The 26,366-nt window shown below is 70.9% G+C and carries 23 protein-coding genes and 2 pseudogenes; 9 read left to right on the top strand and 16 right to left on the bottom strand.

Going from position 1 to position 26,366, the window contains the following annotated elements; genetic code table 11:
- The 4 genes from ACYUED_RS01805 to ACYUED_RS01790 all read right to left on the bottom strand — a co-directional run bounded on the left by ACYUED_RS01805 (position 1) and on the right by ACYUED_RS01790 (position 5,513).
- Positions 1-1,362 (bottom strand): maltokinase N-terminal cap-like domain-containing protein, encoded by a 1,362-nt coding sequence (locus ACYUED_RS01805; protein WP_491290555.1) that lies wholly within the window; start codon positions 1,360-1,362, stop codon positions 1-3.
- A gap of 28 nt (positions 1,363-1,390) precedes the next feature.
- On the bottom strand, positions 1,391-3,109 hold the full coding sequence (gene treS / locus ACYUED_RS01800; protein ID WP_491290554.1) for a maltose alpha-D-glucosyltransferase: 1,719 nt from the start codon (positions 3,107-3,109) through the stop codon (positions 1,391-1,393).
- Between the two features lie 25 nt (positions 3,110-3,134).
- The gene (locus ACYUED_RS01795) at positions 3,135-5,102 is read right to left on the bottom strand and encodes an alpha-1,4-glucan--maltose-1-phosphate maltosyltransferase (protein ID WP_491290553.1); all 1,968 of its coding nucleotides are present in this window, start codon (positions 5,100-5,102) and stop codon (positions 3,135-3,137) included.
- Positions 5,103-5,174: 72 nt separating this feature from the next.
- Positions 5,175-5,513, bottom strand: coding sequence for a DUF5133 domain-containing protein (locus ACYUED_RS01790; protein ID WP_491290552.1), 339 nt, complete (start codon positions 5,511-5,513; stop codon positions 5,175-5,177).
- Positions 5,514-5,826: 313 nt separating this feature from the next.
- On the opposite strand from ACYUED_RS01790, the gene ACYUED_RS01785 reads away from it, so the two are divergent.
- Together ACYUED_RS01785 and glgX are read left to right on the top strand one after the other, a co-directional pair.
- Positions 5,827-6,339: a pep a2 gene (locus ACYUED_RS01785; RefSeq protein WP_491290551.1), complete on the top strand. Its 513-nt coding sequence runs from the start codon at positions 5,827-5,829 to the stop codon at positions 6,337-6,339.
- Between the two features lie 32 nt (positions 6,340-6,371).
- Positions 6,372-8,489 (top strand): glycogen debranching protein GlgX, encoded by a 2,118-nt coding sequence (gene glgX, locus ACYUED_RS01780; RefSeq protein ID WP_491294797.1) that lies wholly within the window; start codon positions 6,372-6,374, stop codon positions 8,487-8,489.
- Positions 8,490-8,492: 3 nt separating this feature from the next.
- Here the strand turns inward: glgX and ACYUED_RS01775 are convergent, their stop codons facing one another.
- Entirely contained in the window at positions 8,493-9,296 is an 804-nt protein-coding gene (locus tag ACYUED_RS01775) for a VOC family protein (protein WP_491290550.1), read from the bottom strand.
- Positions 9,297-9,453: 157 nt separating this feature from the next.
- On the opposite strand from ACYUED_RS01775, the gene ACYUED_RS01770 reads away from it, so the two are divergent.
- Entirely contained in the window at positions 9,454-9,789 is a 336-nt protein-coding gene (locus ACYUED_RS01770; RefSeq protein ID WP_491290549.1) for an ANTAR domain-containing protein, read from the top strand.
- A gap of 34 nt (positions 9,790-9,823) precedes the next feature.
- On the opposite strand, the gene ACYUED_RS01765 is transcribed toward ACYUED_RS01770, so the two are convergent.
- The gene (locus ACYUED_RS01765; protein WP_491290548.1) at positions 9,824-10,618 is read right to left on the bottom strand and encodes a SigB/SigF/SigG family RNA polymerase sigma factor; all 795 of its coding nucleotides are present in this window, start codon (positions 10,616-10,618) and stop codon (positions 9,824-9,826) included.
- A 178-nt stretch (positions 10,619-10,796) separates the two neighbouring features.
- On the opposite strand from ACYUED_RS01765, the pseudogene ACYUED_RS01760 reads away from it, so the two are divergent.
- Positions 10,797-11,021: pseudogene (locus tag ACYUED_RS01760) on the top strand (ABC transporter permease); the annotation flags it as partial.
- A gap of 172 nt (positions 11,022-11,193) precedes the next feature.
- A complete protein-coding gene (locus ACYUED_RS01755; protein WP_491290547.1) occupies positions 11,194-11,715 on the top strand; it encodes a hypothetical protein in 522 nt (173 codons plus the stop codon).
- Positions 11,716-11,742: 27 nt separating this feature from the next.
- Here the strand turns inward: ACYUED_RS01755 and hemC are convergent, their stop codons facing one another.
- Together hemC and ACYUED_RS01745 are read right to left on the bottom strand one after the other, a co-directional pair.
- A complete protein-coding gene (gene hemC / locus ACYUED_RS01750) occupies positions 11,743-12,678 on the bottom strand; it encodes a hydroxymethylbilane synthase (protein ID WP_491290546.1) in 936 nt (311 codons plus the stop codon).
- A gap of 152 nt (positions 12,679-12,830) precedes the next feature.
- The gene (locus ACYUED_RS01745) at positions 12,831-14,015 is read right to left on the bottom strand and encodes an MFS transporter (RefSeq protein ID WP_491290545.1); all 1,185 of its coding nucleotides are present in this window, start codon (positions 14,013-14,015) and stop codon (positions 12,831-12,833) included.
- A 122-nt stretch (positions 14,016-14,137) separates the two neighbouring features.
- On the opposite strand from ACYUED_RS01745, the gene ACYUED_RS01740 reads away from it, so the two are divergent.
- Positions 14,138-15,127, top strand: a complete 990-nt coding sequence (locus ACYUED_RS01740) for an ArsR/SmtB family transcription factor (RefSeq protein ID WP_491290544.1) — start codon at positions 14,138-14,140, stop codon at positions 15,125-15,127.
- A 38-nt stretch (positions 15,128-15,165) separates the two neighbouring features.
- On the opposite strand, the gene ACYUED_RS01735 is transcribed toward ACYUED_RS01740, so the two are convergent.
- Complete coding sequence (locus ACYUED_RS01735; protein ID WP_491290543.1) at positions 15,166-16,230, bottom strand: aromatic acid exporter family protein; 1,065 nt, start codon at positions 16,228-16,230, stop codon at positions 15,166-15,168.
- Positions 16,231-16,509: 279 nt separating this feature from the next.
- Positions 16,510-17,127: a TOPRIM nucleotidyl transferase/hydrolase domain-containing protein gene (locus ACYUED_RS01730; protein WP_491290542.1), complete on the bottom strand. Its 618-nt coding sequence runs from the start codon at positions 17,125-17,127 to the stop codon at positions 16,510-16,512.
- 323 nt (positions 17,128-17,450) lie between these two features.
- On the opposite strand from ACYUED_RS01730, the gene ACYUED_RS01725 reads away from it, so the two are divergent.
- Both ACYUED_RS01725 and ACYUED_RS01720 read left to right on the top strand, forming a co-directional pair.
- Positions 17,451-17,930 carry a flavin reductase family protein gene (locus ACYUED_RS01725; RefSeq protein WP_491290541.1) on the top strand — a complete coding sequence of 160 codons (480 nt, stop codon included), beginning with the start codon at positions 17,451-17,453 and terminating at the stop codon, positions 17,928-17,930.
- A 228-nt stretch (positions 17,931-18,158) separates the two neighbouring features.
- The gene (locus ACYUED_RS01720; RefSeq protein WP_491290540.1) at positions 18,159-20,351 is read left to right on the top strand and encodes an MMPL family transporter; all 2,193 of its coding nucleotides are present in this window, start codon (positions 18,159-18,161) and stop codon (positions 20,349-20,351) included.
- A 593-nt stretch (positions 20,352-20,944) separates the two neighbouring features.
- Here ACYUED_RS01720 and ACYUED_RS01715 read toward each other — a convergent pair.
- Both ACYUED_RS01715 and abmR read right to left on the bottom strand, forming a co-directional pair.
- Positions 20,945-21,225: pseudogene (locus tag ACYUED_RS01715) on the bottom strand (cytosine permease); the annotation flags it as partial.
- A gap of 36 nt (positions 21,226-21,261) precedes the next feature.
- Positions 21,262-21,813 carry an ATP-binding transcription factor AbmR gene (gene abmR / locus ACYUED_RS01710; protein WP_491290539.1) on the bottom strand — a complete coding sequence of 184 codons (552 nt, stop codon included), beginning with the start codon at positions 21,811-21,813 and terminating at the stop codon, positions 21,262-21,264.
- Positions 21,814-22,138: 325 nt separating this feature from the next.
- On the opposite strand from abmR, the gene ACYUED_RS01705 reads away from it, so the two are divergent.
- Positions 22,139-22,573 (top strand): protease inhibitor, encoded by a 435-nt coding sequence (locus ACYUED_RS01705; protein ID WP_266527762.1) that lies wholly within the window; start codon positions 22,139-22,141, stop codon positions 22,571-22,573.
- A 379-nt stretch (positions 22,574-22,952) separates the two neighbouring features.
- Here the strand turns inward: ACYUED_RS01705 and ACYUED_RS01700 are convergent, their stop codons facing one another.
- The 4 genes from ACYUED_RS01700 to ACYUED_RS01685 form a co-directional block, all read right to left on the bottom strand.
- Positions 22,953-23,129 (bottom strand): hypothetical protein, encoded by a 177-nt coding sequence (locus ACYUED_RS01700; protein ID WP_491290538.1) that lies wholly within the window; start codon positions 23,127-23,129, stop codon positions 22,953-22,955.
- A gap of 28 nt (positions 23,130-23,157) precedes the next feature.
- Positions 23,158-24,165, bottom strand: a complete 1,008-nt coding sequence (locus ACYUED_RS01695; protein ID WP_491290537.1) for a Ppx/GppA family phosphatase — start codon at positions 24,163-24,165, stop codon at positions 23,158-23,160.
- Positions 24,166-24,205: 40 nt separating this feature from the next.
- Entirely contained in the window at positions 24,206-24,700 is a 495-nt protein-coding gene (locus ACYUED_RS01690; protein WP_491290536.1) for a methyltransferase family protein, read from the bottom strand.
- Between the two features lie 83 nt (positions 24,701-24,783).
- Positions 24,784-26,286, bottom strand: a complete 1,503-nt coding sequence (locus ACYUED_RS01685; protein ID WP_491290535.1) for an MFS transporter — start codon at positions 26,284-26,286, stop codon at positions 24,784-24,786.
- Positions 26,287-26,366 lie beyond the last annotated feature (80 nt).

Below are 26,366 nucleotides of genomic sequence, written 5' to 3'. Positions count from 1 at the left end.
TCAGCCTCCTCTTACGGCGAGACGTTCGATCGCCGCCATGGGTACGGGGAGCCAGCCCGGTCGGTGCCGGGCTTCGTACAGGACCTCGTACACGGCTCGGTCGGTCTCATAGGCACGCAGCAGGCCGTGCTTCTTGCGCGGGTCCCAGCCGGCCCGCTCGGCGTAGCCCGCGCAGTACGCCTCGCGGCAGCGGCGGGCCCACTCCGGGCGCCAGGGCCGGCGCTGCCGGGCGGCGTAGTCGAAGGAGCGCAGCATGCCCGCGATGTCGCGCACCGGGGACTGGGCGCTGCGGCGCTCGGCGAGCGGTCGGGACGGCTCGCCCTCGAAGTCGATCACGAACCAGTCCCGGCCGGCCCGCAGCACCTGGCCCAGGTGCAGGTCGCCGTGGATGCGCTGGGCCGGCGGCCCGGGATCGCAGGCGACCAGCGCGCCGAAGGCAGTGCGCAGCCCCGGTACGTGGGGACGCAGCGCCGGCACGCAGTGCGCCGCGGAGTCCAGGCGCTCGGCCATCGCCGCCGCCGTCCGCGCGCTCTCGTCGTGGGCCCCGGCGGGGAAGGCCGTGGCCAGCGCGAGATGCACGTCGGCGGTGGCCCGGCCCAGCTCGTGGGCCTGCACGGTGAAGTCGTCGCCGGAGGCGAGCGCCTGCAGGGCCAGCGCCCAGCCGTCGGAGGCGTCGGGCAGGAACGGCTGCAGTACGCCGAGTGTCGCCTCCTGCGGGTGTGTCGTACGGAACCAGGCCACGGGCGCCGGCACCCGCCCGCAGCCCTGCTCGGCGAGCGCTCCGGGCACCTCCAGGTCCGGGTTGACGCCGGGCTGGACGCGCCGGAAGACCTTGAGGATGAACGCGTCGCCGTACACCAGCGAGGAGTTGGACTGCTCGGCCTCCAGCACCCGCGGCACAAGCCCGGCGGGCACCTGCACGGTCGGGTCGCCCTCGAAGCGCAGCGGACCCGCTGTGCCGGGGTGCCGCAGCCGCTCCAGGAGCAACTGCGCCGAACGGGGATCCTGCAGCGCGTCGTACACCATGAGACCGGCCAGCGGTCCCGCCTCCGCCCTGCCGATCAGGGCCCGGCCGAGCCTCGGCGACAGGTGTTTGCGCACGCCGAGCAGCAGCTGGTAGCAGTCACCGGCCGATGCGGCACCGCTGGGCGCGGGAACCCCGGTGGGACCGGTGTGCACCAGCAGATGCAGACAGCCCGGGAACAGCTCGGTCACGGACAGCAGACCGAGGTCCGTGACGGGCCGGTCCTTGCCCGCGAACCAGCGCTGCCGCGGCAGCCACTCGCGCAGCAGCCCGGCGAGCGAGGCCATGGGACCGGTGGCGACGCTGCGTCTGGGACGGAGCGATGCGGTCTTCTGCATGGTGACGCGTCCTTTCCTCGCCTCACGCTCAGGGTCGTCGGCCGATGCGGGATGCGACTTGGGTGAGCCGGAACCAGTAGAAGCCGTGGCCCGCCAGGGTCAGCAGGTACGGCAGCTCGCCGATGGCCGGGAAGCGCACCCCGCCGATGAGCTCCACGGGGTGGCGCCCGTCGTAGGCACGCAGGTCGAGCTCGGTGGGCTGCGCGAAGCGGGAGAAGTTGTTGACGCACAGCACCAGGTCGTCCCCGTACTCCCGCAGAAAGGCCAGGACCGCCGGGTTGGAGGACGGGAGTTCCGTGAAGGAGCCGAGGCCGAAGGCCGGGTTCTGCTTGCGGATCTCGATCATCCGGCGGGTCCAGTGCAGCAGCGAGGACGGGTCGGACATCGAGGCCTCGACGTTGGTGACCTGGTAGCCGTAGACGGGGTCCATGATGGGCGGCAGGGACAGCCGGCCCGGATCACAGGACGAGAAGCCCGCGTTGCGGTCGGGCGTCCACTGCATGGGGGTGCGTACGGCGTCGCGGTCACCGAGCCAGATGTTGTCGCCCATGCCGATCTCGTCGCCGTAGTAGAGGATCGGCGAGCCGGGCAGGGACAGCAGCAGGGCGGTGAACAGCTCGATCTGATTCTCGTCATTGTCCAGGAGCGGGGCGAGCCGCCGCCTGATCCCGATGTTGGCGCGCATACGCGGGTCTTTCGCGTATTCGGCCCACATGTAGTCGCGTTCCTCGTCGGTGACCATTTCGAGGGTCAGCTCGTCGTGGTTGCGCAGGAAGATGCCCCACTGGCAGCTCGCGGGGATGGCCGGGGTCTTGGCGAGGATTTCCGAGACGGGGTAGCGGGATTCCCGCCGTACGGCCATGAAGATGCGCGGCATGACCGGGAAGTGGAAGGCCATGTGGCATTCGTCGCCGCCGGACTGGTAGTCGCCGAAGTAGTCGACGACGTCCTCCGGCCACTGGTTGGCCTCCGCCAGCAGCACCGTGTCCGGATAGTGGGTGTCGATGTCACGGCGGACGCGCCTGAGGAACGCGTGGGTGGCGGGCAGGTTCTCGCAGTTGGTGCCCTCGGCCGCGTACAGATAGGGCACGGCGTCCAGGCGGAAGCCGTCGATGCCCAGGTCCAGCCAGAAGCGCAGGGCGGCCAGGATCTCCTCCTGCACCGCCGGGTTCTCGTAGTTGAGATCGGGCTGGTGGGAGAAGAACCGATGGAAGAAGTACTGGCCCCGGACCGGGTCGAAGGTCCAGTTGGAGGCCTCGGTGTCGACGAAGATGATCCGCGCGTCGGCGTACTGCTTGTCGTCGTCGGCCCACATGTAGTAGTCGCCGTAGGGCCCGTCGGGGTCCTTCCTCGACTCCTGGAACCACGGGTGCTGGTCGCTGGTGTGGTTCATGACGAAGTCGATGATGACGCGCATGCCGCGCTGGTGGGCGGCGTCGACGAACTCCACGAAGTCGGCGAGGTCGCCGAACTCCGGCAGGACGGCCGTGTAGTCCGAGACGTCGTAACCGCCGTCCCTGAGGGGCGACTTGAAGAACGGGGGCAGCCACAGGCAGTCGACGCCCAGCCACTGCAGGTAGTCCAGTTTGGCGGTGATGCCCTTGAGGTCGCCGACGCCGTCGCCGTTGCTGTCCTGGAAGGAGCGGACGAGGACCTCGTAGAAGACCGCACGCTTGAACCACTCCGGGTCCCGGTCCCTGGCGGGGGTGTCCTCGAAGGTGTCCTGGACGGGCTGGTTGACAGACATGTCGCTGTGACTCTCCGATCAGTGGCTACGCGGACGACTGCTGGACGTGGAGCACATGTGCCGGGGCCCGCCCGGGATCCAGGCGCACATAGTTGGTTCTGCCCCAGTGATAGGTCTCACCCGTCAGTTCGTCGTGCGCAGACATGAATGCGTGCCACTCCAGGCCGAGTTGCGGCATGTCCAACGAGACCGTGGCCTCCTGGGTGTGGTGCGGGTCGAGGTTGGCGACCACCACAACCGTGTCCCCGCCCGTGGTCTTGCTGTACGCGATGACCATGTCGTTGTCGGTGGGGTGGAAGCGGAGGTTCCGCAGTCGTTGGAGAGCCGGATGCCGCCGTCGGAGGGTGTTGAGTTTGGTGATGAGGGGGGTGATGGTGCGGCCCTCGCGTTCGGCTGTCTCCCAGTCGCGGGGTTTGAGCTGGTACTTCTCCGAGTCGAGGTATTCCTCGCTGCCCTCGCGCAGCGGGGTGTTCTCGCACAGTTCGTAGCCGGAGTAGATGCCCCAGGTGGGGGAGAGGGTGGCGGCCAGTACCGCGCGCAGTTCGAAGGCGGGCCGGCCGCCGTGCTGCAGGAACTCGTGCAGGATGTCGGGGGTGTTGACGAAGAAGTTGGGCCGCATGTAGGCGGCCGTCTCGCCGGACAGCTCGGTCAGGTAGTCGGTCAGTTCCTGTTTGCCGGTGCGCCAGGTGTAGTAGGTGTAGGACTGCTGGAAGCCGCTCTGGGCCAGGGTGCGCATCATGGCGGGGCGGGTGAACGCCTCGGCCAGGAAGATCACGTCCGGGTCGGTGGCGTTGATCTGGGCGATCACCCGCTGCCAGAAGACGACCGGTTTGGTGTGCGGGTTGTCCACCCGGAAGATCCGCACGCCGAGGTCCATCCACAGTCGCAGGACCCGCAGGGTTTCGGTGATCAGGCCGTCCAGGTCGGCGTCGAAGGCGATCGGGTAGATGTCCTGGTATTTCTTGGGCGGGTTCTCGGCGTAGGCGATGGTGCCGTCGGGGCGGTGGTGGAACCACTCGGGGTGCTTGGCCACCCAGGGGTGGTCCGGGGAGCACTGCAGGGCGAAGTCGAGGGCGATCTCCAGGCCGTGGCCGGCGGCCTGGCGCACGAACCAGGCGAAGTCGTCGAGGGTGCCCAGCTGGGGGTGGACGGCGTCGTGGCCGCCCTCGGGGGAGCCGATGGCCCAGGGCACGCCGACGTCGTCGGGGCCGGCGGAGAGGGTGTTGTTGCGGCCCTTGCGGAAGGTGGTGCCGATGGGGTGGATCGGGGGCAGGTAGAGCACGTCGAAGCCCATGGCGGCGATGGCGGGCAGGCGGCGGGCGGCGGTGCGGAAGGTGCCGTGCGGCGTCTGGGGGGTGCCCTCGGAGCGGGGGAAGAACTCGTACCAGGCGCCGTACAGGGCGCGCTCGCGCTCCACCAGCAGCGGCAGGGTCTGCGAGGCGGTGACGAACTCGCGCAGCGGATGCCGGGCCAGCACCGCGTCCACCTCCGGCGTCAACGCCGCCGCCAACCGGGTGGCGACCGGCAACGAGTCGTCGCGCAACGTCGCCGCGGCCGCCAGTACCGCCGCACGCCACGGGCCCTCGGGAACCCCGGCGGCCAGCCGCTCATGGAGGTCGCCGCCCTCCTCCAGGACCAGGCCGGTGTCGATGCCCGCAGGGACCTTGATGCGGGCGGTCCGCCGCCAGGTGGCCACCGGGTCGCTCCAGGCCTCCACCCGATACGTCCACTGGCCCATGGAGGTGGGCGTGACCTCGGCGCCCCAGCGGTCGGAGCCGGGGGAGAGTTCCCGCATCGGCGTCCACGGGCCGTGCTGGCCCTCCGGATCGGTCAGTACGACGTTGGCGGCGACCGCGTCGTGTCCCTCCCGGAACACGGTCGCGCTGACCTCGAACGTCTCTCCCGCTACTGCCTTGGCCGGATGCCTTCCGCAGTCCACCGCCGGGCGGACGTCCCGCACCGGGATGCGGCCGATGGCCGGAGTCGAACTCATGGGTCTCACCTCCGTCGTGCTGGAGACCGGGCCGTCTGCCCGGTCGGGGATACGAGCTGTGCCGCGGAGGGGTTACCTCTCCGCGGCGAAGTGCTGGTGTGCCTTCGGCGGACCGTGCATGTCGGCGGCACCCGTCCGGGGCAGTTCTTCGGACTCCCGGAGATAGGCAGGCGTTCGGGGCGGCTCTTCGGACTCCCCGAGGTAGGCGCCGAGGGTGGACCGGAGATAGCGCTCGGCGGCGTCCGCGGCCTCGCGGGCACAGCGCTTCCCCATCAGCACGCACAACGTGTAGCCCGAGTCCTCGAAAGTGGCTCGCACCGCGCGATCGGCGGGGGACGCGAGCATGACGCGCTCCCAGGCCCGATACCGCCGCAGTTGCCGGGCCACCTCGGCTTTGGCCGGTAGCAGCATGACGCCTTCACTTTCCGGGGGCTCGATCGCACGTCTCCCGACCGTCGGGCGGCGGCCGCGCGTGGGCACGCACGGGTCCGTTACGGGCATCGAGGTCTTCACACATGGTGCACGTACAGTGACCCAACGTCTTGTTGGATCCTCAACCATTCGGGGTGTCGGTCACCCCGAGTGCGCTCGTGTTGCACGAATGGCGTAGTGCTCCCACTCTTGAGGTGACTCAGGAGCGATCAACGCTCACGCTTTGCGTACGGGGGGCTCGTCCCGCAGGGGCGAGGAGAGCGGGAGCTTCGCCGGTGAGGAGCCAACGACGATGAAGACCGCAGTGCCCTGCTACTACCACCTAGATGTGGAAGTCAGTCCGGAACGGGTCGGACAGGTTCGGCGCATCCTGGCCGCACACCTCCGGCTCTGGGATCTCGAGACGCTGGTCGAGCCCGTCTGCAGCGGCGCCGAGCTGCTGCTGAAGGCCATCGACGAGCACGCGACGGACAAGAACACGTCGATCGAGATGTGGTGGAACGGACAGCACCTGATCACCGCCGTGGCGGAGAACGACAGCGAGCTGCGTCCGGACCTGGATCTGCGCGCCTGTCTGCAGCGGATCGCCGCCATGAGCGATGGCTGGGGCTGTTGTGCCACCGACAACGGCAGCAAGGTCATCTGGTTCTCGCAGCGGGCCCGCGCCGGCGAGCGGGTGCCCCTGGTGCCCCTGGCCCCCGCGCCGAGCCTGCGCGAGGTCCTCAAGGTGCCCCGCGAGGTGCGGGCCGCGGTGCTGGCCGGTCAGGTGCGCGAGCCGGACGGCCTCCTGGAGGACGCCCGGTGACCGCGAAGCGCCGCCGCAGGTCAAAGGCAGGGGTGCCCGTCTGGAGCGGGCACCCCTACCCGTTGGGTGCCGCCTTCGACGGCAAGGGCACCAACTTCGCCCTCTTCAGCGAGGTCGCCGAACACGTCGAGCTCGTCCTCGTCGACGACCAGGGCAATGAGCGCTGTGTCCCGGTGACCGAGGTCGACGGCTTCGTCTGGCACTGCCACCTGCCGGACGTCGGACCGGGCCAGCGCTACGGCTACCGGGTGCACGGGCCATGGCACCCGGACCTGGGCCACCGCTGCAACCCCGCGAAGCTGCTCCTCGACCCGTACACCCGGGCGGTGGACGGGCAGGTGGACAACCACGCCTCCCTCTTCGAGCGTTCGCCGAGCGGCCGCTCCCGGTCCGACAGCGCCGGACACACCATGCTCGGCGTGGTCACGGATCCCGCCTTCGACTGGGGCGACGACAGCCCGCCGCGGCAGCCGTACGCCGACAGTGTCATCTACGAGGCCCATGTACGGGGCCTGACCCGCGCCCACCCCGACGTCCCGCCCGAACTCCGCGGCACCTACGCCGGACTCTCGCACCCCGCGGTCGTCGGGCACCTGAAGAACCTGGGCGTGACGGCGGTCGAGCTGATGCCGGTGCACCAGTACGTGCAGGATGGCGTGCTGCAGAGCCGCGGTCTGTCCAACTACTGGGGCTACAACACGATCGGCTTCTTCGCCCCGCACAACGCCTACGCCGCCCACGGCACCCGCGGCCAGCAGGTCACCGAGTTCAAGTCGATGGTGAAGGCGTTGCACGCGGCCGGCCTCGAAGTGATCCTCGACGTCGTCTACAACCACACCGCCGAGGGCAACGAGAAGGGCCCCACGCTCTCCTTCCGCGGCATCGACAACGCCTCGTACTACCGCCTGGTGGACGGCGACTGGCGCCATTACTACGACACCACCGGCACCGGCAACAGCCTGCTGATGCGGCACCCCTACGTACTGCAGCTGATCATGGACTCGCTGCGGTACTGGGTCACCGAGATGCACGTCGACGGCTTCCGCTTCGACCTCGCGGCCACACTGGCCCGGCAGTTCCACGAGGTGGACCGGCTGTCGGCGTTCTTCGACCTGATCCAGCAGGACCCGGTGATCAGCAGGGTCAAGCTGATCGCGGAGCCGTGGGACGTGGGGGAGGGCGGCTACCAGGTGGGCAACTTCCCGCCGCTGTGGTCGGAGTGGAACGGCAAGTACCGGGACACCGTACGGGACTTCTGGCGCACCGAGCCGCACACGCTGGGCGAGTTCGCTTCCCGGCTGACCGGCTCCTCCGACCTCTACCAGCACAGCCGGCGCCGCCCCCGCGCCAGCGTCAACTTCGTGACCGCGCACGACGGATTCACCCTGCGTGACCTGGTCTCGTACAACGACAAGCACAACGAGGCCAACGGCGAGGGCAACCGGGACGGCGAGAGCGACAACCGGTCCTGGAACTGCGGCATCGAGGGCGAGACCGACGACGCGGGCGTACGGGAACTGCGCGGCCGGCAGCAGCGCAACTTCCTGGCCACTCTGCTGCTCTCGCAGGGCATCCCGATGCTGAGCCACGGCGACGAACTGGGCCGCACCCAGGGAGGCAACAACAACGCCTACTGCCAGGACAACGAAGTCTCCTGGATCGACTGGGAGGTGACCGGGGAACAGCGGGAACTCGGCGAATTCGCCCGCCACGTCATCGCACTGCGTGCCGCCCACCCCGTCCTGCGCCGCCGCCGGTTCTTCCGCGGCGACACCGCGACGCACGCGGGCCAGCCGCTGCCCGACCTGGTGTGGCTGGCGCCGGACGCCCGGGAGATGACGGAGGAGGACTGGCAGCGCCCCGACGCGCACTCCGTCGGCGTCTTCCTCAACGGCGACGCCATAGCGGAACCGGACGCGTGCGGCCGTCCTGTGGTGGACGACTCGTTCCTGCTCCTGCTCAACAGCTACTGGGAGCGGGTCGAGTTCCGGCTGCCGGACGTCACGTACGGCGAGCGCTGGACGACGCTTCTCGACACCGCCGTCCCGGGGGACGCCCCCGACGAGACGGAGCACAAGGCGGGCACCGTCATGAGCGTCGAGGCACGCAGCCTGGTCCTGCTCACCCGCCCCGCCCGTACCGCGGGCTGAGCGTCAGCGCTCGCGGCGCGACGTCACGGTGAACTGTGCGCCGTCGGCGTCGCGCAGCACCGCCTCGTCGCTGCCCTTCGACAGGACGCTGCCGCCGTGCAGCTCGGCGGCCCGAACACATCCCGCCACGTCCTCGACCGCGAAATGGACCTGCCAGTGCGGCCGAATGGTGGGATCGGGGGCCGCCCCCAGGGCGCCGGACTCGATGCGCGCCACGATGTCGCCCTGGCTGCGCAGCACCACCTCGCCGCCCTCGTAGTGGACCTCGCAGCAGCCGGGCCGCTCGGATGCCCAGTCCAGGACCTCGCCGTAGAAGATCGCGGCGTCGAAGGCATCGCGTGTGTGCAGCCTGATGAAGGTCGGGGCCGAGTGCCGCCACTTCTCCCAGTCGCCGACGAGCGCTCCCTCCCAGATCCCGAACGTCGCCCCGTCCCGGTCGGCCAGCAGTGCCGCCCGCCCGGGCGGGAAGGAGATCGGCCCGACGGCGGCCGTACCGCCCCGCTCCTGGGCGCGCGCCACGGCCTCGTCCGCACTGGGTACCGCGAAGTACACCGTCCAGGCCACCGCCATCTGCCACATGTCGGCGACGGCGGCGAGCCCGGCCACGGGCGTCCCGTTCACCAGCGCCATACGGAAGCGGTCACCCAGCTTGGCGGGGCGCCACTCCCAGCCCAGCACGGCGCGGTAGAAGTCCTCGGTGGCGTCGCGGTCACGGCTGGTCAGACTCACCCAGCAGGGCGCCCCGAACACGGAGTCCGAGGACATGACCGTCGTCGTACCGCGCGGGCCTGAGATGTCGTTGTTCATGGCAGTCGTGTCCTGGTCTCGTCCGCCGGTTTCGTACCAGTGTCCAACCGGAACCGCTCCGGGCGCCTGCCGAGTACCCCCGGAGTGGGGCCGAAACGGCTGCCCCTGCCCCCTGCCACCCGGTGGCAGGGGGCCGGACGGGTGCCACTATGGACGAGTGGCACAGGCATCGCACGAACCCCCCGACGAGACAGCCCGCATCTTCGAACTGCAGGAAGAAGTCGATCAGCTGAAGGAAGCGGTCGCCTCGCACGCCGTCGTGGACCAGGCCATCGGGATGATGGTCGCCCTGGGCCGGGTGACGCCGGACGAGGGGTGGGCGGTCCTGAAGGACGTGTCCCAGCACACGAACATCAAGCTCCGGAATGTCGCGGACCTCATTCTCATCTGGGGTCGCAACGGCGAGATGCCCCCGGAGATCGGCGCCGAACTGGAAGCCGCCCTGGACCGCTACGGCCCCACGCAGATCCCCGGGGCCCCACCCGAGGGGTGAGGCGACGGGCCGGGCGGGGCCACCCGCCCACGGCTCAGCCGGCCTCCGCGAGGAGTTCCTCGCGCAGCTGCGCGAAACAGCTGCTGAGCAGGCGGGACACATGCATCTGCGAGATGCCGAGCTGCTCTGCGATGCGGTTTTGCGTCATGCCCCTGAAGAACCTGAGATAGAGGATGGTGCGCTCGCGCTCCGGGAGCGCGAGAAGGCAGGGCCCGACGGCCACGCGGTCGACGACGACGTCATAGGCCGGGTCGGTGCTGCCGAGCGCGTCCGACAGGGCGAATCCTTCGGTGCCGGGCATCTCGGCGTCCAGCGACAGCGCGGTGAAGCACTCCAGGGCCTCCATCCCCGCACGCACCTCGGCCTCGCTCAGCTGCGCGTGCCTGGCGATCTCGCTGACGGTGGGTCCACGCCCGGGGGTCGTCTGGGACAGCTCCTTCACGGACTGCCGGACCCTGTTGCGCAGGTCCTGGACCCGGCGCGGCACGTGCAGCGTCCACATGTGGTCACGGAAGTGCCGCTTGATCTCGCCGGTGATGGTCGGCACCGCGTACGCCTCGAAGGCGTGGCCGCGGTCCGGGTCGTAGTGGTCGACGGCCTTGACCAGTCCGAGTGCCGCGACCTGGTAGAGGTCCTCCAGGGCCTCCCCGCGCCCCTTGAAGCGGACGGCGATCCGCTCGGACATGGGCAGCCAGGCCCGGACCAGGTCGTCCCGCAGCCGCCGGCGCTGCGGACCATCGGGCAGCCGGGCGAGTCGTTCGAAGGCTTCGGCGGTGTCGGGGGCGTCGTCGTGCGGGTGTGGTTTCGCTCTGCCGCTGGTGACACGCATCGTGCGTACCTCCCTGGGGCGGTGCCGAGAGGACGGACACCATGGGAGATACGGACCCGGAACGGCGGAGGACGTCCGGAGCCTGATCGGCTCCCACGGACGTGCCTCCAGTCCGAAGCACGTAGTGCAGGTGCCCGGATTAGGAACTTCCGAAACAAAACGGACGAAGAGTGCGGCCTCGGTATCCCTCTACCCCGTCTCGATCAGGCCGGGCCGGCTCCAGGCCATCAGCAGGCTCAACCCCCTGAGCTACCAAGCGGACGCCCTGAGCGGCCTGCTCCTCGGCACGCACGCGCACGTGGCCCTCGATTTCGGGGTGCTGCTCGTGGCCGCCGCGCTGGGCGTCACCGCCGCGTCCTCGCTCCTCGGCCGGCCGGCCCGCCGATCATGTTCCGGAACGTGATGTGCGGCACGCGCGTGTGGACGTCCGTCCCGCCCGTCCGTCAGTTCTTCCTGCGCAGCGCTTGATCACTGATCAAGGGGGCGAATTCGCTGGCCACAGCGCATTCTGCTCATTTGACAGTGCACTGAGCGCAAAGATAGGAAGCAGCTCTCTGAGGTCGAAGAGGTGGACTGTGTACGAGCCGAACGTGGTCGGGGACTGGCAGGAGTACGACGAGCATGCCGGCCTGCGTGTCCGCGTCCACCGTCTGGAAGCCGCCGAGCCGCCGCGCGGACGGGACGACGCGGCCGAGGGACTCACGTACTTCAGTGTCCGCGTGACCGTCGAGAACCGGGGCAGCGGGCACTCCACCATCCATCTGGAGGACGGCCAGATCGACGTACGGATCGGCCCCGACGGTGAGGCCGCGTTCATCGACTGGCGCAACTCGCAGTTCATCGAGGGCTTCGACGTCTATCCGCTGCGCCGGGCCACCGCCGTGCTGTTCGCGGCGGGCCCCGAGGCCGGCCTCGGCCAGGTCGACGTGCAGATCCAGCTGCGGGTCGACGAGGAGTGGGCCGACCGTCGGCTGTGGGCCGGTGGCATCGGAATGCACGAGGAGGCCGTCGGCGCCCACACGGGTGCGGCACGGGACAGCCTGGCCCACCAGGTGAGCAACTTCCTCAGGGACCAGGCGGAAGAGGGCACGGCCTGAGCCGCGCCCGCCCGGTCCGCTGCCCGCTCAGTGCGGGATGCCGTCGATGAGTTCGCGGGCGCCCTGCCGCAGCAGGGCCACGGCGACCGACGTGCCCAGGGTCGCAGGGTCGAGTCGGCCGGCCCACTCGTGGGCGTTGAGCCGGGTCTTGCCGTCCGGGGTGAACACGCAGGCCCGCAGGGACAGTTCGCCGCCGTGGTCCATGCGCGCGTAGCCGGCGATCGGGCTGTTGCAGTGCCCCTGCAGGACGTGCAGCAGCATGCGCTCGGCGGTGGCCTCCCGGTGGGTGTCCGGATCACCGAGTCCGCTGACCACGTCGATGACCTCGGTGTCGCCCTCCCGGCACTGCAGGGCGAGGATGCCCGCTCCGATGGACGGCATCATCGTCTCGGGGGAGAGGATCTCGCTGATCACGTCCTCGCGGCCGATGCGTTCCAGGCCCGACACCGCGAGCAGCAGCGCGTCCGCCTCGCCGGCCGCCAGCTTCGCGAGCCGCCGGTTGGCGTTCCCGCGGAACGGCACGCACTCCAGATGCGGGTGGGTGGCGGCGAGTTGGGCGACCCGGCGCACCGAGAAGGTACCGATCCGCGTCCCGTCCGGGAGCTCGTCCAGGGTGAGGCCGCCCGGATGGACCAGGGCGTCACGGATGTCGTCCCGCTTCAGGAACGCGGCGAACGTCGTGCCCGCCGGCAGCGGCCGGTCGGCCGGCACGTCCTTGAGGCAGTGCACCGCGAGATCGGCCTCGCCCGCGAGCAGCGCGGCGTCCACCTCCTTGGTGAACGCCCCCTTGCCCTCCACCATGGACAGGGCGCCCATCCACCTGTCACCGGTCGTCTTCACCGGCACGACCTCGGTGCGCACACCGGGATGCAGGACCGCCAACTCGGCGCGGACACGCTCCACTTGGGCGAGCGCCATGGGCGAGTCGCGGGAGACGATACGGATCAGTTCGGGGACGGACATGCCGACACGATAGACCCAGGGACCGGGGCGCCCGTACGGTACCGCTCGATCGCGACCCGAATCCCGCCACAGGAATGCGCGGACGCGCCCCGTTCGGCCTGCCGGGCCCCGGCGTGCACAGCAACCAGGCCGGGCACCCGCACTCCACGCGTCTACCGCGACTCCGCGACCGCGCGTGCCGCCTTGTCCTCGGGCCAGGTCAGCACGGCGAGGGCGCCCACGGTGAGCATTCCGCCGGCCAGGAAGGTGCCGCGCGCGCCGGTGAGCGGCAGCAGGGCTCCGCCGAGGAGGGCGCCGGCGGCCACACCTGCGTTGAAGGCTGCCGAGTTGGCCGCGAGTGCCGACTCGGTGCGGCCCGGCGCCACTCGTAGGACCTGGCTCTGCGCTGCCATGAAGACCGGCGCCACCGAGGCGCCGAGCAGCATGAGCAGGGCGACCGCCGCCACCTGACTGCTCGCTGCCGCGCAGAGGCCGAGCAGGGCCGCCGCTTGGGTGGCCACCGGCACGGCGAGCGTGGCGCGCGGGAAGCGGTCGAGGAGGGGTCCGGCGAGCGCGACACCGGCCAGTGCGGCCGCCCCGAACGCGAACAGCACACCGCTCACCGCGTCCTCGCCGAACCCGCCGACGTCCTCCAACAGCACGACGACGTACGTGAATCCCGTGAACACCCCCGTCACCGACAGGGCGGTGGTGGACACGACGCCGAAGAACCGGCGCCGGTCCGGGGCGACGCCGTACGCGGCATGGCTCTCCTGGGGGCGGGAGGTCGGGAGCAGGGCGGCGACGACGGCGAGGGAGACGAGCGCAAGCGCGCCGAGCACCGCGAACGGAGCGTGCCAGCCGCCGCGACCACCCAGCCAGGTCCCGGCCGGCACGCCGAGGGCCGTGGCCAGCGAACCGCCGACCGAGAGCAACCCCATGACGCGGCCCCGCCGTTCGGGCGGGAACAGCCCGACCGCGACCGGCCCCATCAGCACCCAGAACGACGCCTGAGCGAGCGCGGTGACCACCCGCGCCGCCAGCAACAGCCCGTACGAGATGCTCCCCAGCGCCGACACCCAGCTGGCCGCCACCAGCAGTCCCAGCACCCCGGCGAGCAGATACCGGCGGGGCACGGAGCGGGTGAGGCGGGCGGCGGGCAGCGACACCACGGCCACCGTCAGCCCGTATCCGGTGACCAGCGCGCCGACGGCCGTGAGCGACACGCGCAGATCGGCCGCCATGAGCGACAGCAGTCCCGTGGGGAGGTTCTCGGCGGTGTTGAAAGTGAAGGCCGCCAGCATCAGGGCCGCGACGACGGCGCTCCTGCGCCATGCGGCCGGACGTACGCTGCCCATCCAGGTGCCCTCCTGGGTGTGGGGAAGGAGTCGGGGCAAGCGTGCTGATCCCGCGGCACGGGCTTCTACCGTTTCGTTCCAGACCGAATCGCATCCGACCGGCATCGCTCACGGAGGCCGTCTTGCCGTTGACCCTGCGTCTGGGCGCCGCCGGCCTGACGCGCTGCCGGTTCGCGATCTCGCCCCTGTGCCAGACCCACGAGGCCCTGCGCATGCTGCGCCGCCCGTCCCGGCACGGCTACCACCGCGCCTGGCTGCGCCGGACGGGCCGTACCCTGGCCGGCCTGGACCTCACGCTCCTGTGGCTGTTCGTCCCGCGCCCCGGCGGCTACACCCCGGACTTCCTCGGCCCGCCGCCCGACCGGCCGTACCCCTCCATCGACGACGAACTGGCCAGGATGCGCGCCACCGACCCCGCGCTCGCCCGCGTCGAGATGGCCCGCTCGCTCGCCTGTACGCCCGGCCTCACCGAGTCACCGCGGGGACGGGCCGCCCTCGACGACCCCGCCGGCACCGTCCGTCGCCTCGCCGACCTCACCGAACTGGCCTGGCACGCCCTGCTCGCCCCGGACTGGCCGCGCCACCGCGCCGTGCTGGAAGCCGACATAGCGCACCGCTCCCGGAAGGCCGCCGACGGCGGCCTCGACGCGCTGCTCACCGGCCTGCACCCCGCCGTCGACTGGGCCGGCCACACCCTCACCCTGCGCATGTACGAGGACCAGACGGTCGCCCAACGGCCCGACGGGCGGGGCATCCTGCTCATGCCCAGCGTCTTCGTGTGGCCGGACGTGGTCAGCGCCTACGCCCGCCCCTGGCAACCTACGGTCCTCTACCCGGCCATGGGGATGGGCCGCCTGCACACCGTCCCGGCACCACGGCCGCCCGAGGCCCTCGCCCGGCTGCTGGGTCACCACCGCGCCGCGCTGCTCACCGGCCTGACGATTCCCGCCTCCACCTCCGAACTCGCCGTCCGGCACACGCTGGCCCCCTCCACCGTGTCGTCCCATCTGACGGCCTTGCGCGCGGCGGGGCTGCTCGATGCGCGGCGCCAGGGTTACTACGTGCTGTACCGGCGCACGGTGTTGGGAGACGCGCTGGTGGCAGGCGGATAGGGGCGCCTCCCGAGGGCGGGAGGAATCCCAGGCGGGCCTCAGACGGGGCCTCGGGCGGGCCCGTGGGGCGAGTCCTGCCGGACGGACGAGTCGAGATGTCCGGCCAGTCGCTGGGTCTGGAGAAGAAGGGCGCCGTACGCCGAGGCCTCCTCGGGCACGCCCGACACGGAGCCCGGAGTCTGCCGACGCAGACCGTCCGCGGTGGCGCGCAGCTCCCGGGCGGCCTGCTGCAGTGCGGCGTCGTGCTCCCGGCCGAAGCCGCCCTCCCCGTACAGCCGCACGACCTGGGCCGCCCGGGCCAGAAAGTCGGCGTAGCCGTGGATCAGCGGCGGACGGGACCAGTGCGTCGGCCGGTCCTCGGCGGCTGCTTCGAGCAGGGTGCGGGTGAGTTCCGTGGTGTGCACGGCGGCGTAGTCCAGCACCACCATCGCGTCTTCGTGATTCCGGTCCGGCGGCGCTGCGGCGAGGCTGCGGCGCCGCACGTTTCCCCACAGGCTCTCCCGGCTCCAGCCGACGGCTGACCGGCACTCTCCCACCAGGTGCTGAAGGTGCAGGGCCTGCTCGTGCCAGCTCTTCGCCTCGTCGACGCCCCACCGCCCGTCGGCCAGGTGCCCGGACGTCTCATCGAGGAGCGTCCAGGTCTCCTGAGCGGCCTCATGGAGCACCGCCTGGGCATCCCGCAGATAGACGGGCGGCCGGATGAGCGCGTTGACCCCGATGCCGACCGCCGCTCCGAAGGCGGCCTCGGCGATCCGGGCTGCGGACGCCATCAGTCCGACGTGCGTGTCGGTGAGCACGAAGAGCGCCCCCGTGGCCGTGTAGATCCCCTGTCGGCCGAGACGCCACCATGAACCGAGGAGTACGACCAGGGGGAGGACGAGGCCCATGGCGCCGATCCTGTTGTGCATCAGCAGCGCCAGGACCGTGGCCATGATCGTTCCGGCGGCGATCGCCGCCAGCTGCTGCAGTGCGTGGGCGACGGACTGGTAGACCGTCGACTCGACGAGCAGGATCGCCACCCAGGGCGCCACGAAGGCCATGGGCGCGTGCAGCCACCAGCCGACCACCGCCCAGGACGCCCAGGCCGCGAAAGCGGCCTTCATCGCCTGCGCGGCGATATCCCGCTCCCTGCAGGGGCCTCCCACGCGCGCTGTACGGCCTGTCCCGCGCCCCGCACCTTCGTGGGCACGGCCCAGGCCGCGTCCGACATCCCTGCCATGACAGTTCCCGTCCCCGCGATCGCCGCTTCGTGCCGAAGGAACCCAGTTCCCAGGGCCGCCGGACCGAAGCCGAAGGGCCGGCTCGGATTCTGTGGGAAGCCTGCGGCGCGGCTGAACGACACGCACACGCGCGTGTCGTTCGTGAGGGACGTCGACGAGCGCTCAGAGGCCGGCGAGCAAGGAGTCGAGCGGGGCTGGCACGCCGTCGGGGTCGAGGGCCTCGACGAGGACGCGGCCGTAGCGGATCTTGCGACCCTTCTTGGTACCGAGGAAGCGCCGGAGCTGTTGCTGTGCGGTGCGCCCCTGCTGTGCGGGCTGTCGCAGGAAGGTCCGCAGGGCGCGCAGGTCGCCTTCCGCCCGGACGAGTTCCTCCACCCGGGCCACGCCCAGCGCGCGGATGAGCTCGTCCTCCAGATCTGCCGCGCAGACGAAGAAGCCGTCCTGTGCCGCTCCGACCCGCTCCAGGGCGCGGGCGTAGTACGGACGCTCGCGTTCGTCGCACAGTCCCGTGAGGCGAAGGCCGAGACCGGTCGGTCCGAGGAGGTCGGCGAACCGGCCGACGCTCATCGCACCGCCCATCGGCAGGACGCAGACTCCCTCGGCCGCCAGGTCCCGGCCCCGACGTATGGCCAGCGCGCTGACCGCCGCGGCATCGCTCGGCCCTTCGAGCAGGACCGCCGCCCGGAGGGGCAGCCGTGCGGACAGCTCGCGCGCGAGGTCGCCGGTGCCACCGGCAGCCCAGACGGTGACCGCTTGCCGGAACGACCCCATGTCAGCCATGCGACGAGTCTCGGCTCGTCACCGGCCTGGGCGCCAGGGGTTTTCGCCGGTCCTCGGTCGTCAGGTGAGCGGACCTCGTCGTCGGTGAGCCGTTCAATTCGGCCGTGGGCGGATCAGGCCGGCGGTGAGCAGCCGAGCGCGGTCAGTCGGCCCGGGCGCTGCCGCGACCACGACGGGACTCGCCCGTCCCGGAACGACTCGCCGGATTCGGCGGCGGGACGCCTACGCTCGTGAGCGCCGCGGTGAATGGGGGAGTGGAGGGGGGAGCGGACGGGGGACTCGGGCGGTGTTCAGGGGAGCGAGATGCGGAGTGAGGAAGCAGCATGACGGACGTCGACGCCTTCACGAGCCGGCTGAACCCCGACATGTGCGTGGTCACGGCCGCGACGGGTGCGCAGCTGTCGGGGTGTCTGGTCGGCTTCGCCTCGCAGTGCTCCATCCGGCCGGTGCGTTTCGTGGTGTGGCTGTCCAAGGCCAACCACACCTTCCCCGTGGCCTGTGCCGCGGACTGTCTGGCCGTTCACCTGCTGACCCGTGATCAGCACGAGCTGGCGGCGCTGTTCGGCGGGCGGACGGGCGACTCGGTCGACAAGTTCGTGCGGGTGCCGTGGAAGCGGGGGTACGGCGGGTCGGCGGTCCTGGAGGATGCCGCGGCCTGGTTCGTCGGCACCGTGGACCGGCGCGTCGACGGAGGCGATCACGTCGGGTTCGTTCTGGAGCCCGTGGAGTGGGGCGGCCGCGCCGAGGGGCCCTTGCTGCGGCTCGACGACGTCCTCGACATCAGCCCCGGCCACCCGGCATGACATCGGCCGGTCACCGCATGACATCGGCCGCGCTTCTGCGCGATGGCGCCGCCTGACGGAATCTCACGTTCCGCGACCACCCGTGAGTGGTCTGTTTCATGGTCACTACAATATGAGCTCAAGACAACCATTCGGTCGGCCCGTTGGACGCGTGCCGACCGGGGTCGCCGATGCCAGGGTCCGCTCCCCGGGCTGCGGTGATCTTCCTGCCCAGGAGGACCATTCCGCATGTTCCGACGTATTGGCACCACGGTCGTCCGACATCCCGTCTGGACGATCGTGGCATGGCTGATCGCGGCGGTGGCGATCGTCGCCACCGCACCGAGTCTGCCCTCGAACAGTGACGAGAGCAGTTTCCTGCCCAAGAGTTATGAATCGATCAAAGCGGCGGATCTCCAGCAGAGGGCGTTCCCCAGCGCTTTCACGCCGTCCGCGATCGCGCTGTACCAGCGCAGTGACGGCGGCAAGCTGACCGCCGAGGACAAACAGGACGTCGCCCGGATCACCACCGAGCTGGGCGAGAAGCACATCGACCAGGTGCAGAAGGTCGTCCCCGGCCAGCCGTCCAAGGACGGCAGGTATGACCTGACCCTGGTACAGATGGACAGCAAGAACGCCGGCCAGCCCAAACAGGCGGATGCCGCGAAGGTGCTGCGCGAGGACGCCAAGGAGCTGGCCAAGGGCACGAACCTGGACGTCGAACTGGGCGGCTCCGCCGCGCAGGCGCTCGACCAGCAGGATTCCTCCAAGCGTGGCGAGGCCCTGATCGGCATCGGCACCTTCGTGATCATCCTGGTCACCCTGCTGATCATCTTCAGGGCGCCGATCCTGGCCCTGCTGCCCCTGATCACGATCGGCCTGGTGTCCGCGATCGCCAACGGGCTGATCGCGTACGCCACCAAGCTGTTCGGCCTGCAGGCCAACAGCTCCATCTCGTCGATCCTGATCGTCGTGCTGTTCGGCGTGGGCACGGACTACTTCCTGTTCCTGCTGTTCCGCTACCGAGAACGTCTGCGGGCCGGGGACGAGCCCAAGTCGGCCATGGTGAACGCGGTCGCCCGGGTCGGCGAGGCCATCGCCTCGGCCGCCGGCGCGGTCATCATCGCCTTCCTCGCGCTCTCGCTGTCCACGCTGGGATTCCTCAAGCAGATGGGCCCGGCGCTGGCCATCGCGGTCACCGTCACGCTCATCGCGGGCCTGACTCTGATCCCGGCCGTCGTGTCGCTGATCGGGCCGAAGGTCTTCTGGCCCTCCAAGTCCTGGCAACGGGAGCCCGAGAACGCCCGTTTCGCCGCCCTCGGCCGTGGCGTGCAGCGCCGCCCGGCGCTGACCGCCGTCCTCTCCGGCCTCGTCCTGGTCGCGCTCTCGCTCGGCACCCTCGGCTTCAAGGCCACGTTCGACCTGGCCTCCGGGTCGATGCCCAAGACCAAGGAGTCGATGGTCGTCCAGGACGAGATGCAGAAGGCGTACTCGGCGGGCGCGGCCGCCCCCACCGACGTCTATCTCTCCAGCACCGACGGCAAGCCGCTCGACAAGAGCGCCTTCACCGCGTACGCCCAGAAACTCGGGGCCGTGGACGGTGTCGCGAGCACCCGTATGAGCCAGCTGAACAAGGACGGCACCACCGCCGACTTCACCGTCACCCTCAAGTACGAGGCGTCGACGGACAAGGCGATCGACGCGGTGGGCAGGGTGCGGGAGGTGGCGCATTCCGACGCGCCCGACGGCACCGAAGCCCTTGTCGGCGGTATGTCCTCGATCTTCAAGGACATCGACACCGCGGTCAACCACGACTACCGGACCGTGTTCCCCGTCGCCGCCCTGCTGATCATGCTGATTCTGGGGCTGCTGCTGCGCAGTGTGGTCGCGCCCTGGTACCTGATCGCCTCGGTGGGTCTGGGCTTCGGCGCGACCCTCGGCGCCACCGTGTGGATCTTCCAGGAGGGCCAGGGACACTCGGGGCTGATGTTCATGCTCCCCGTGATCATGTATCTGTTCGTGGTCGCCATCGGCACCGACTACAACATCCTCATGATCGCCCGGCTCCGCGAGGAAGCCCGCGAGGGCCGAGATCCGCGCGAGGCGGCCGGCATGGCGCTCAAGTACGGGGGGCCCACCGTGGCCGCGGCCGGTTTCATCCTGGCGGCGACCTTCGCCACGATGATGCTGGCGGGCAACGCGCTGCTCACGGAGATGGGTTTCGCGGTCTCCTTCGGCATCGCCGTCGCCGCCTTCGTGATGGCGATGTTCTTCACACCGAGCCTGACCGCACTGATCGGCCACGCGGCGTGGTGGCCGGGCCACGGCGACCGCGCGGAGGGACCGACCGCCGAAGCGGGCGCCGGATCCGTCGATGCCGGGCCGCACTCGGGCGGAGGCCGGGACACGGCAGTACAGGACCCGGCGGGACGCCGGAACTAGCGGCTGTGTGACGGCATGTGACGGCATGTGACGACAGGTGTCTGCCGGGCCCGGACGGCCCGGCAGACAACGTCGGAGCCCATCGGGCCGTCGGAGCCCGCCGTGCCGGATGCCTGCTGCGCGACCGCAAGGGCCCGCTGGTCCCCGACGCCCGGAGCCGGGGTGTCCTCGGCGGTCAGGCGGGCCGGAGCGCACGGGCGACCGGCTCCGCGGGGCCGGACTTCGCCGTGACCGGACGCCGTCGGGGCTGCGAACGGACCGGGCAGCCGAACTCTCGCTGCGCGCCAGGGCATGCCATGGCCCGCCGCACGGCGTCGTCGGCTCGGCGTGCCGGCGGGCGGCGGAACGTGGGTCACGGCCACCGGCCGCTCGCGACGCGGGCGATGCGCGCGTGGTGAGTGCGCCGGCGAGCGCACGTGCCGCGGAGTCGTCCGCGTCCTGCCTCGACCACAGGCCGGCGTGTTCGTCGATCGAGCGGCTTGCGACGCAGCCGGGCCGGCCGCGGGAGGGAGGACTCCCTACGGAAGGGGGTCTGCAGAAACGCCACCCGCCCCGTCGCCCCCGGCCCAGGCGAGTCGGCCCCGCAGAGCGGTGGACGGGTCCGGCGCCGTCCCTTCGTCGGTTCCCGCGCCCGGTCCCGTGATCGGGGGCACCGGTGTGTCGATGTGCGGGTCGGCCGGGTGCCCTCGGGCCCGTACACCCCGCGGCGCTCGGAGAACAGCCGCAGCAGGGTCGGGAACAGCACCGCGGCCACGAGCAGCGACGGCAGGCTGATGTCGACTCCGCCCGCGAGATCGCCCAGGGGGCCGACGAGCTGCCCCGGGAAGTCGGTGAACAGCACACCGATGAGCGCGGGCACCCACCAGGCGGTCATTGCCGCTCCGACGCCCCCGCGAGGATGAATCCTCCATCACTCGGCTTCGGTCGGGGCGTCCTCCGGTTCGGCGTCGGGGCCCTGGGCCCGCACCCGCTGGACGTGTTCGAGGGAGTCCCGCAGCTCGGTGAGCCAGTCGTCGGTGTGGCGCTGGACCAGGCGGACGCACCACGCGAGGGCGTCGCTGCGGCTGCGGGCGACACCACCGGCGATCAGGGTGTCGAGGACCTGTCGCTCGGGCTGGCGCAGCCGGGTCATCACGGGCGCGGCGACGTGGGTGAACAGGGCGCGCTCGCCGCCGCACTCCACACCCCAGGAGACCTTCCGGCGGAACCGGTGTTCGGCCTCGCGGGCCACCTCGACGCGTGCCTCACGCGTGCGCTCCCGGAACTCCTGGATGCGGCCCTGTACCGCCGCCTCCCGCTCGGCGTCCGAGGCGCCCTCGGCGAGCCGGGGTTCGGGGATGCGGCCGATCACGGTGATCTCCTCGCGGTCGACCGTGAGCTCGGCCAACCCCTCGAAGAGGTCCTCGGGGACGCGGCCGGCGAACCAGCCGCGCAGCTTCTCCTGCTGCTCTGCCGTAATCATGTAATGACGATTACGCAACCCGTTCATGAACGCAAGGGGTCGCGGGGGAGTCAGCCGACGGCTCAATCGGAATGTTTCAGGCCTATTAACGAAGCGCTGGAAACCGGCCACTTGGCTGCTTCAGGCGATCAAGAACCGCTCAGTTCCGGGGTTTGAACGATCGAATTCCGTGACTTCGCGCCACTGATTCAACACGCAAGGTTACTGAAACGCATGGGGTCGACGTGTGTTTCCGCGGCGGACTCGGCAGACTCGCGCTCGCCGGTCCGGCACCAACCCTTGAACGGTCCGGTACACCCTCGAATCCAGCGGAAGGATGCACACAATGCGGAACACCGCGCGCTGGGCAGCAACCCTCGCCCTCACCGCCACCGCCGTCTGCGGCCCCCTCACCGGAGCCGCCCTCGCCACCCCGGACGCCGCCCCCGCCTCGCTCTACGCCCCCTCGGCCCTGGTGCTCACGATCGGCCACGGCGACAGCGCCGCCGTCGCGACTCCCATGCGCGCCGTCACCCTGACCTGCGCGCCGAAGGCCTCCGGCACCCACCCGGCCGCCGCCCAGGCGTGCGCCGAACTGCGCGGCACCACGGGCGACTTCGACGCCCTGACGGCGAGAACCGACGTGCTGTGTACCAAGCAGTACGACCCCCTCGTGGTCACGATCGACGGGGTCTGGCAGGGCAAGCGCGTCTCCTATGAGCGGACCTTCGGCAATGAGTGCGTGAAGAACTCCTACGGGACGAGCGTCTTCGCGTTCTAGGACCGGGATCGCGGAGCCCTCGCGCGCACAGGAAGTGGCTCGCAAGGTGGGGAGTGCGAGTCCCTGTCGCGAGGTACCCGGCGATCTCGCACCGGGAGTCGGTCGGGCGGAGTGGGGCCGCCCGCCGACTCCTGGGATCACCTCCGCCCCTTCCCGGGACTCCGGGGAGGGGCGGAAAGCGTCCTCGCGGTCCCGCGCCGCTCAACAGCCGGTGGAGGCGGGCCGCGTCGGGGACGATGCGCAGCCGCCGCCGCGCTCACTGGCCCGTGTCTCGGCCCGGCACGGTGCGCGCAGGCCCGAACATTGGCCTTTTCGCGTACGGGGCATGCGCGGAACGCGCTATGAACCGTACGTTCGATGAGATCCCGGCTGCGGCTGCTCAGTCGCCCTCGGACTTCTCCTGGGCCTGGGCCCGGGCGTTGGGGGTGATCGCGTCTGCGGCCTCGCCTCTGCGGCGCCGCTCGGCGGCGGACTCGCGGGTGCGGGTCTCGACGTCCTCGATCTCCCGCAGAACTTCTTCCCCGGCCGTTTCGGGGTGCTCCTTGTCGTCGGACACGGCGTCCTCCTCCGTCCAGGTCGTCGGTTCAGCTCCCCACAGCCGCTACGCGCAGGGGGACCGGGTCCGGGGGTACGGGTGCCTCGTCGAGGCGGTTGACCTCGGCCCACCAGGACCCTCCGTCCTCGATGTGGCGCAGCAGGACACCCTCACGGATCGCCCACGGGCAGATGGTGACGGTCCTGAGCCCGGTCAGTTTCATGGCGGTGTGCGCGACCAGCGCGCCCGCCAGGCTCTGCTGGGCGCGCGGCGCGGAGATGCCGGGCAGCCGGCTGCGTTCGACGGCGGACAGGACCGACAGCCGGTCGATCGCCAACCGCAGGTCCGAACGCTGCAACTGCCGGTCCACGAACGGGCCGCGGCGCCCGGGGGCCGCCCCGCACAGCCGTCCCAGCTGCTGGAACGTGCGGGAGGTGACCACCGCCGTACGCGGCCCCTCCCAGCGGATCCGCGACGCGACGTCCCGCAGCTGGTGCCGGACCTTGCGCCGCAGCGCCCGCACCTGCTCCGGCAGGGGCGGGTCCTCACCCTGGAAGAACTCATGGGTCAGCCGTCCCGCACCGAGCGGCAGCGAGGCCACGAAGTCCGGCACCCGGCCCCGCCCGAAGGCCACTTCGAAGGAGCCGCCGCCGATGTCCATCAGTGCGAGGGGCCCCGACCGCCAGCCCATCCAGCGCCGCGCCCCGAGGAATGTCAGCTCGGCCTCGACCTCGCCCGGCAGCGTGCACAGGCCCACCCCGGTCCGCGACCGGACGGCGCGCAGCACCTGTTGGCGGTTCGGGGCACTGCGCACCACCGCCGTCGCGAAGGCCAGCGGACCGGCCGCACCCCAGCGGGCCGCCGTCCGGCTCGCCTCGGCAATGGCTCCGACGAGCTGCTCGACGGCCTCCTCGGGGATGTCGCTCCCAGGCGTCACCTGCTCCGACAGCCGCAGGCGCCACTTGGCGGTGTGCACGGGCAACGGCACCCCGTCCGCCGCGTCCGCCACCATCAAGCGGACGGTGTTCGACCCCACATCCAGCACGCTGATTCGCATGGGCCGGAAGTACCCCACTTTTCGACCACCCGAACGTTCGTCAGCTGTCGCGCCAGGGCGTCAGTCGCGGCCGCCACCCCGGTACCCCCTGCCGGTAGCGCACATAGTCGGCGCCGAACCGGCGGGTCAGCGCAGGCTCCTCGTACCCCTTCACGAACGCCCACATGGCCACGCCGGCACAGGCGCCGTACGCGAACAGGACCGGCCGGGCGAGCAGCACGCCCTGGCCGGCGATCGCCGCGATCACGGCGACGTACATCGGATTGCGCAGGTAGCGGTACAGCCCGCCCACGACCAGGTGCTCGGGCGGTGCGACGGGCGCCGGCGTGCCCAGGCCCTCGACCACGAAGCGCACATAGGCGGACAGCAGGACGATCACGCCCGCGGTCAGCGGGACCAGGCCGGCCGCGCGCAGGACCGGCCACCAGTCGCCGGACCGCCATCCGGTCAGCCACCAGGGCAGCAGGACGACCACGGTGCCGGGCGCGACGACCAGGAAGACCGTGCTGCCGAGGGCCGCCACCTCTTTGCGCATACGACCACCATGGCAGCGCAGAGGGGCCGCCGTCTCCCTGCGGACGGCGGCCCCTGGGACCAGTGCGGCTCGGACCGGAACGGTCACATGTGGACGACCGGTGCGGCGTCCGCGTCCTGTTCGGGCACACCGCGGCGGAAGAGCAGGAAGGCGATCACCGCGCCGGCGGCGAACAGGACCGCCGACCACCAGAAGGCGGTGGTGTAGCTCTCGATCGTCGCCCGGGCCTGCACCAGCTTGCTGGTCGCGTCCTTGCCGGCCAGGTAGTCGGTCGCGGCGCTCGCCGCCAGGGTGTTCAGAAGCGCCGTGCCGATCGAACCGCCGACCTGCTGCATCGCGTTGACCGTGGCGGAGGCGACGCCCGCGTCCTCGGCGGCCACCCCGCCCGTGGCCAGTTGCATCGCCGCCGGCATCACGAGGCCGAGGCCGACACCGATCACGATCAGCTGCGGCAGCACCGCGCTGACGTAGCTGGAGCCGACGCCGATCCCGGTCAGCCAGGCCATGCCGACCGCGGAGACCGCGAAGCCCAGCGGCACGACCACCTTCGGCCCGATCCGCGGCACCAGGAGCGTGGTGCCGAGCTGTGCCGCCACCATCAGCGCACCGACCATCGGCAGGAACGCGACGCCGGTCTTCGTCGGGCTGAAGCCCAGGTTCAACTGCAGGTAGTAGGTGAGGAAGAGGAAGACGCCGAACATGCCGCCGCCGGAGATCAGCACGGCCAGGAACGAGGCCGCGCGGTTGCGGTCCAGCAGGATGCGCAGCGGCAGCAGGGGGTGGGCGGTACGGGTCTGCCACCAGGCGAAGGCGGCCATCAGCACACCACCGGCGATCAGGAAGCCCCAGGTCAGGGCCGAACCCCAGTCGTGCGTCTCGGCGTTGGAGAAGCCGTAGACGAGGGAGAACAGACCGGCGGCGACGAGCACCGTGCCGGGCACGTCCAGCTTGGAGTTCTCGGCGTCGCGGTGGTTGGTCAGCAGCAGCCAGCCGCCCGCGAAGGCGACGACGGCGATCGCCACGTTCACATACAGCGTCCAGCGCCAGTCGAACGCGTCGGTCAGCACACCGCCGAGCAGCAGGCCCACCGCACCACCGGCGCCGGCGATGGCGCCGTAGACGCTGAACGCCCTGGCGCGTTCCCGGGCGTCGGTGAAGGTGGTGTTGAGGAGGGAGAGCGCGGCCGGTGCCAGCAGCGCGCCGAAGGCACCCTGCAGGGCACGTGCGGTGACCAGCATGCCGAAGCCGTTCGCGGCGCCGCCGAGCGCGGAGACCGCGGCGAAGCCGACCACACCGACCAGGAAGGCCGTCTTGCGGCCGAACAGGTCGGCTATCCGGCCGCCGAGCAGAAGCAGGGAGGCGAACGCCAGCGCGTACGCGGTGACGATCCACTGCCGGTTGCCGTCGGAGAATCCGAGGTCGGCCTGGGCCGAGGGCAGGGCGATGTTCACGATGGTGGCGTCCAGCACCACCATCAGCTGCGCGAGGGCGACGACCGCGAGGATCCACCAGCGCTTGGCCGAGGCCGCGGGCTGCGCCTCGACGGCAGCCGGGCGGGTGTCGTCGGTCAGAGTCTTCTGGGACATGGGAGAACCACTCCAGGGAAGTCGTTCGGGTTCGTTGGAACACGGGGGAACAACGTGGGGTAAAGGAAACCTAAACGAAA

Source organism: Streptomyces sp. DF42, from assembly GCF_058267695.1.
This window is presented reverse-complemented; position numbering and strand designations above follow the sequence as displayed.

What these genes read in the sequence shown, in the direction of transcription:
- ACYUED_RS01805 (WP_491290555.1), bottom strand. Translation starts at nt 1,362, where the DNA reads ATGCAGAAGACCGCATCGCTCCGTCCCAGACGCAGCGTCGCCACCGGT.
- treS (WP_491290554.1), bottom strand. Translation starts at nt 3,109, where the DNA reads ATGTCTGTCAACCAGCCCGTCCAGGACACCTTCGAGGACACCCCCGCC.
- ACYUED_RS01795 (WP_491290553.1), bottom strand. Translation starts at nt 5,102, where the DNA reads ATGAGTTCGACTCCGGCCATCGGCCGCATCCCGGTGCGGGACGTCCGC.
- ACYUED_RS01790 (WP_491290552.1), bottom strand. Translation starts at nt 5,513, where the DNA reads ATGCTGCTACCGGCCAAAGCCGAGGTGGCCCGGCAACTGCGGCGGTAT.
- ACYUED_RS01785 (WP_491290551.1), top strand. Translation starts at nt 5,827, where the DNA reads ATGAAGACCGCAGTGCCCTGCTACTACCACCTAGATGTGGAAGTCAGT.
- ACYUED_RS01775 (WP_491290550.1), bottom strand. Translation starts at nt 9,296, where the DNA reads ATGAACAACGACATCTCAGGCCCGCGCGGTACGACGACGGTCATGTCC.
- ACYUED_RS01765 (WP_491290548.1), bottom strand. Translation starts at nt 10,618, where the DNA reads ATGCGTGTCACCAGCGGCAGAGCGAAACCACACCCGCACGACGACGCC.
- hemC (WP_491290546.1), bottom strand. Translation starts at nt 12,678, where the DNA reads ATGTCCGTCCCCGAACTGATCCGTATCGTCTCCCGCGACTCGCCCATG.
- ACYUED_RS01745 (WP_491290545.1), bottom strand. Translation starts at nt 14,015, where the DNA reads ATGGGCAGCGTACGTCCGGCCGCATGGCGCAGGAGCGCCGTCGTCGCG.
- ACYUED_RS01735 (WP_491290543.1), bottom strand. Translation starts at nt 16,230, where the DNA reads ATGAAGGCCGCTTTCGCGGCCTGGGCGTCCTGGGCGGTGGTCGGCTGG.
- ACYUED_RS01730 (WP_491290542.1), bottom strand. Translation starts at nt 17,127, where the DNA reads ATGGCTGACATGGGGTCGTTCCGGCAAGCGGTCACCGTCTGGGCTGCC.
- ACYUED_RS01725 (WP_491290541.1), top strand. Translation starts at nt 17,451, where the DNA reads ATGACGGACGTCGACGCCTTCACGAGCCGGCTGAACCCCGACATGTGC.
- ACYUED_RS01720 (WP_491290540.1), top strand. Translation starts at nt 18,159, where the DNA reads ATGTTCCGACGTATTGGCACCACGGTCGTCCGACATCCCGTCTGGACG.
- abmR (WP_491290539.1), bottom strand. Translation starts at nt 21,813, where the DNA reads ATGATTACGGCAGAGCAGCAGGAGAAGCTGCGCGGCTGGTTCGCCGGC.
- ACYUED_RS01705 (WP_266527762.1), top strand. Translation starts at nt 22,139, where the DNA reads ATGCGGAACACCGCGCGCTGGGCAGCAACCCTCGCCCTCACCGCCACC.
- ACYUED_RS01695 (WP_491290537.1), bottom strand. Translation starts at nt 24,165, where the DNA reads ATGCGAATCAGCGTGCTGGATGTGGGGTCGAACACCGTCCGCTTGATG.
- ACYUED_RS01690 (WP_491290536.1), bottom strand. Translation starts at nt 24,700, where the DNA reads ATGCGCAAAGAGGTGGCGGCCCTCGGCAGCACGGTCTTCCTGGTCGTC.
- ACYUED_RS01685 (WP_491290535.1), bottom strand. Translation starts at nt 26,286, where the DNA reads ATGTCCCAGAAGACTCTGACCGACGACACCCGCCCGGCTGCCGTCGAG.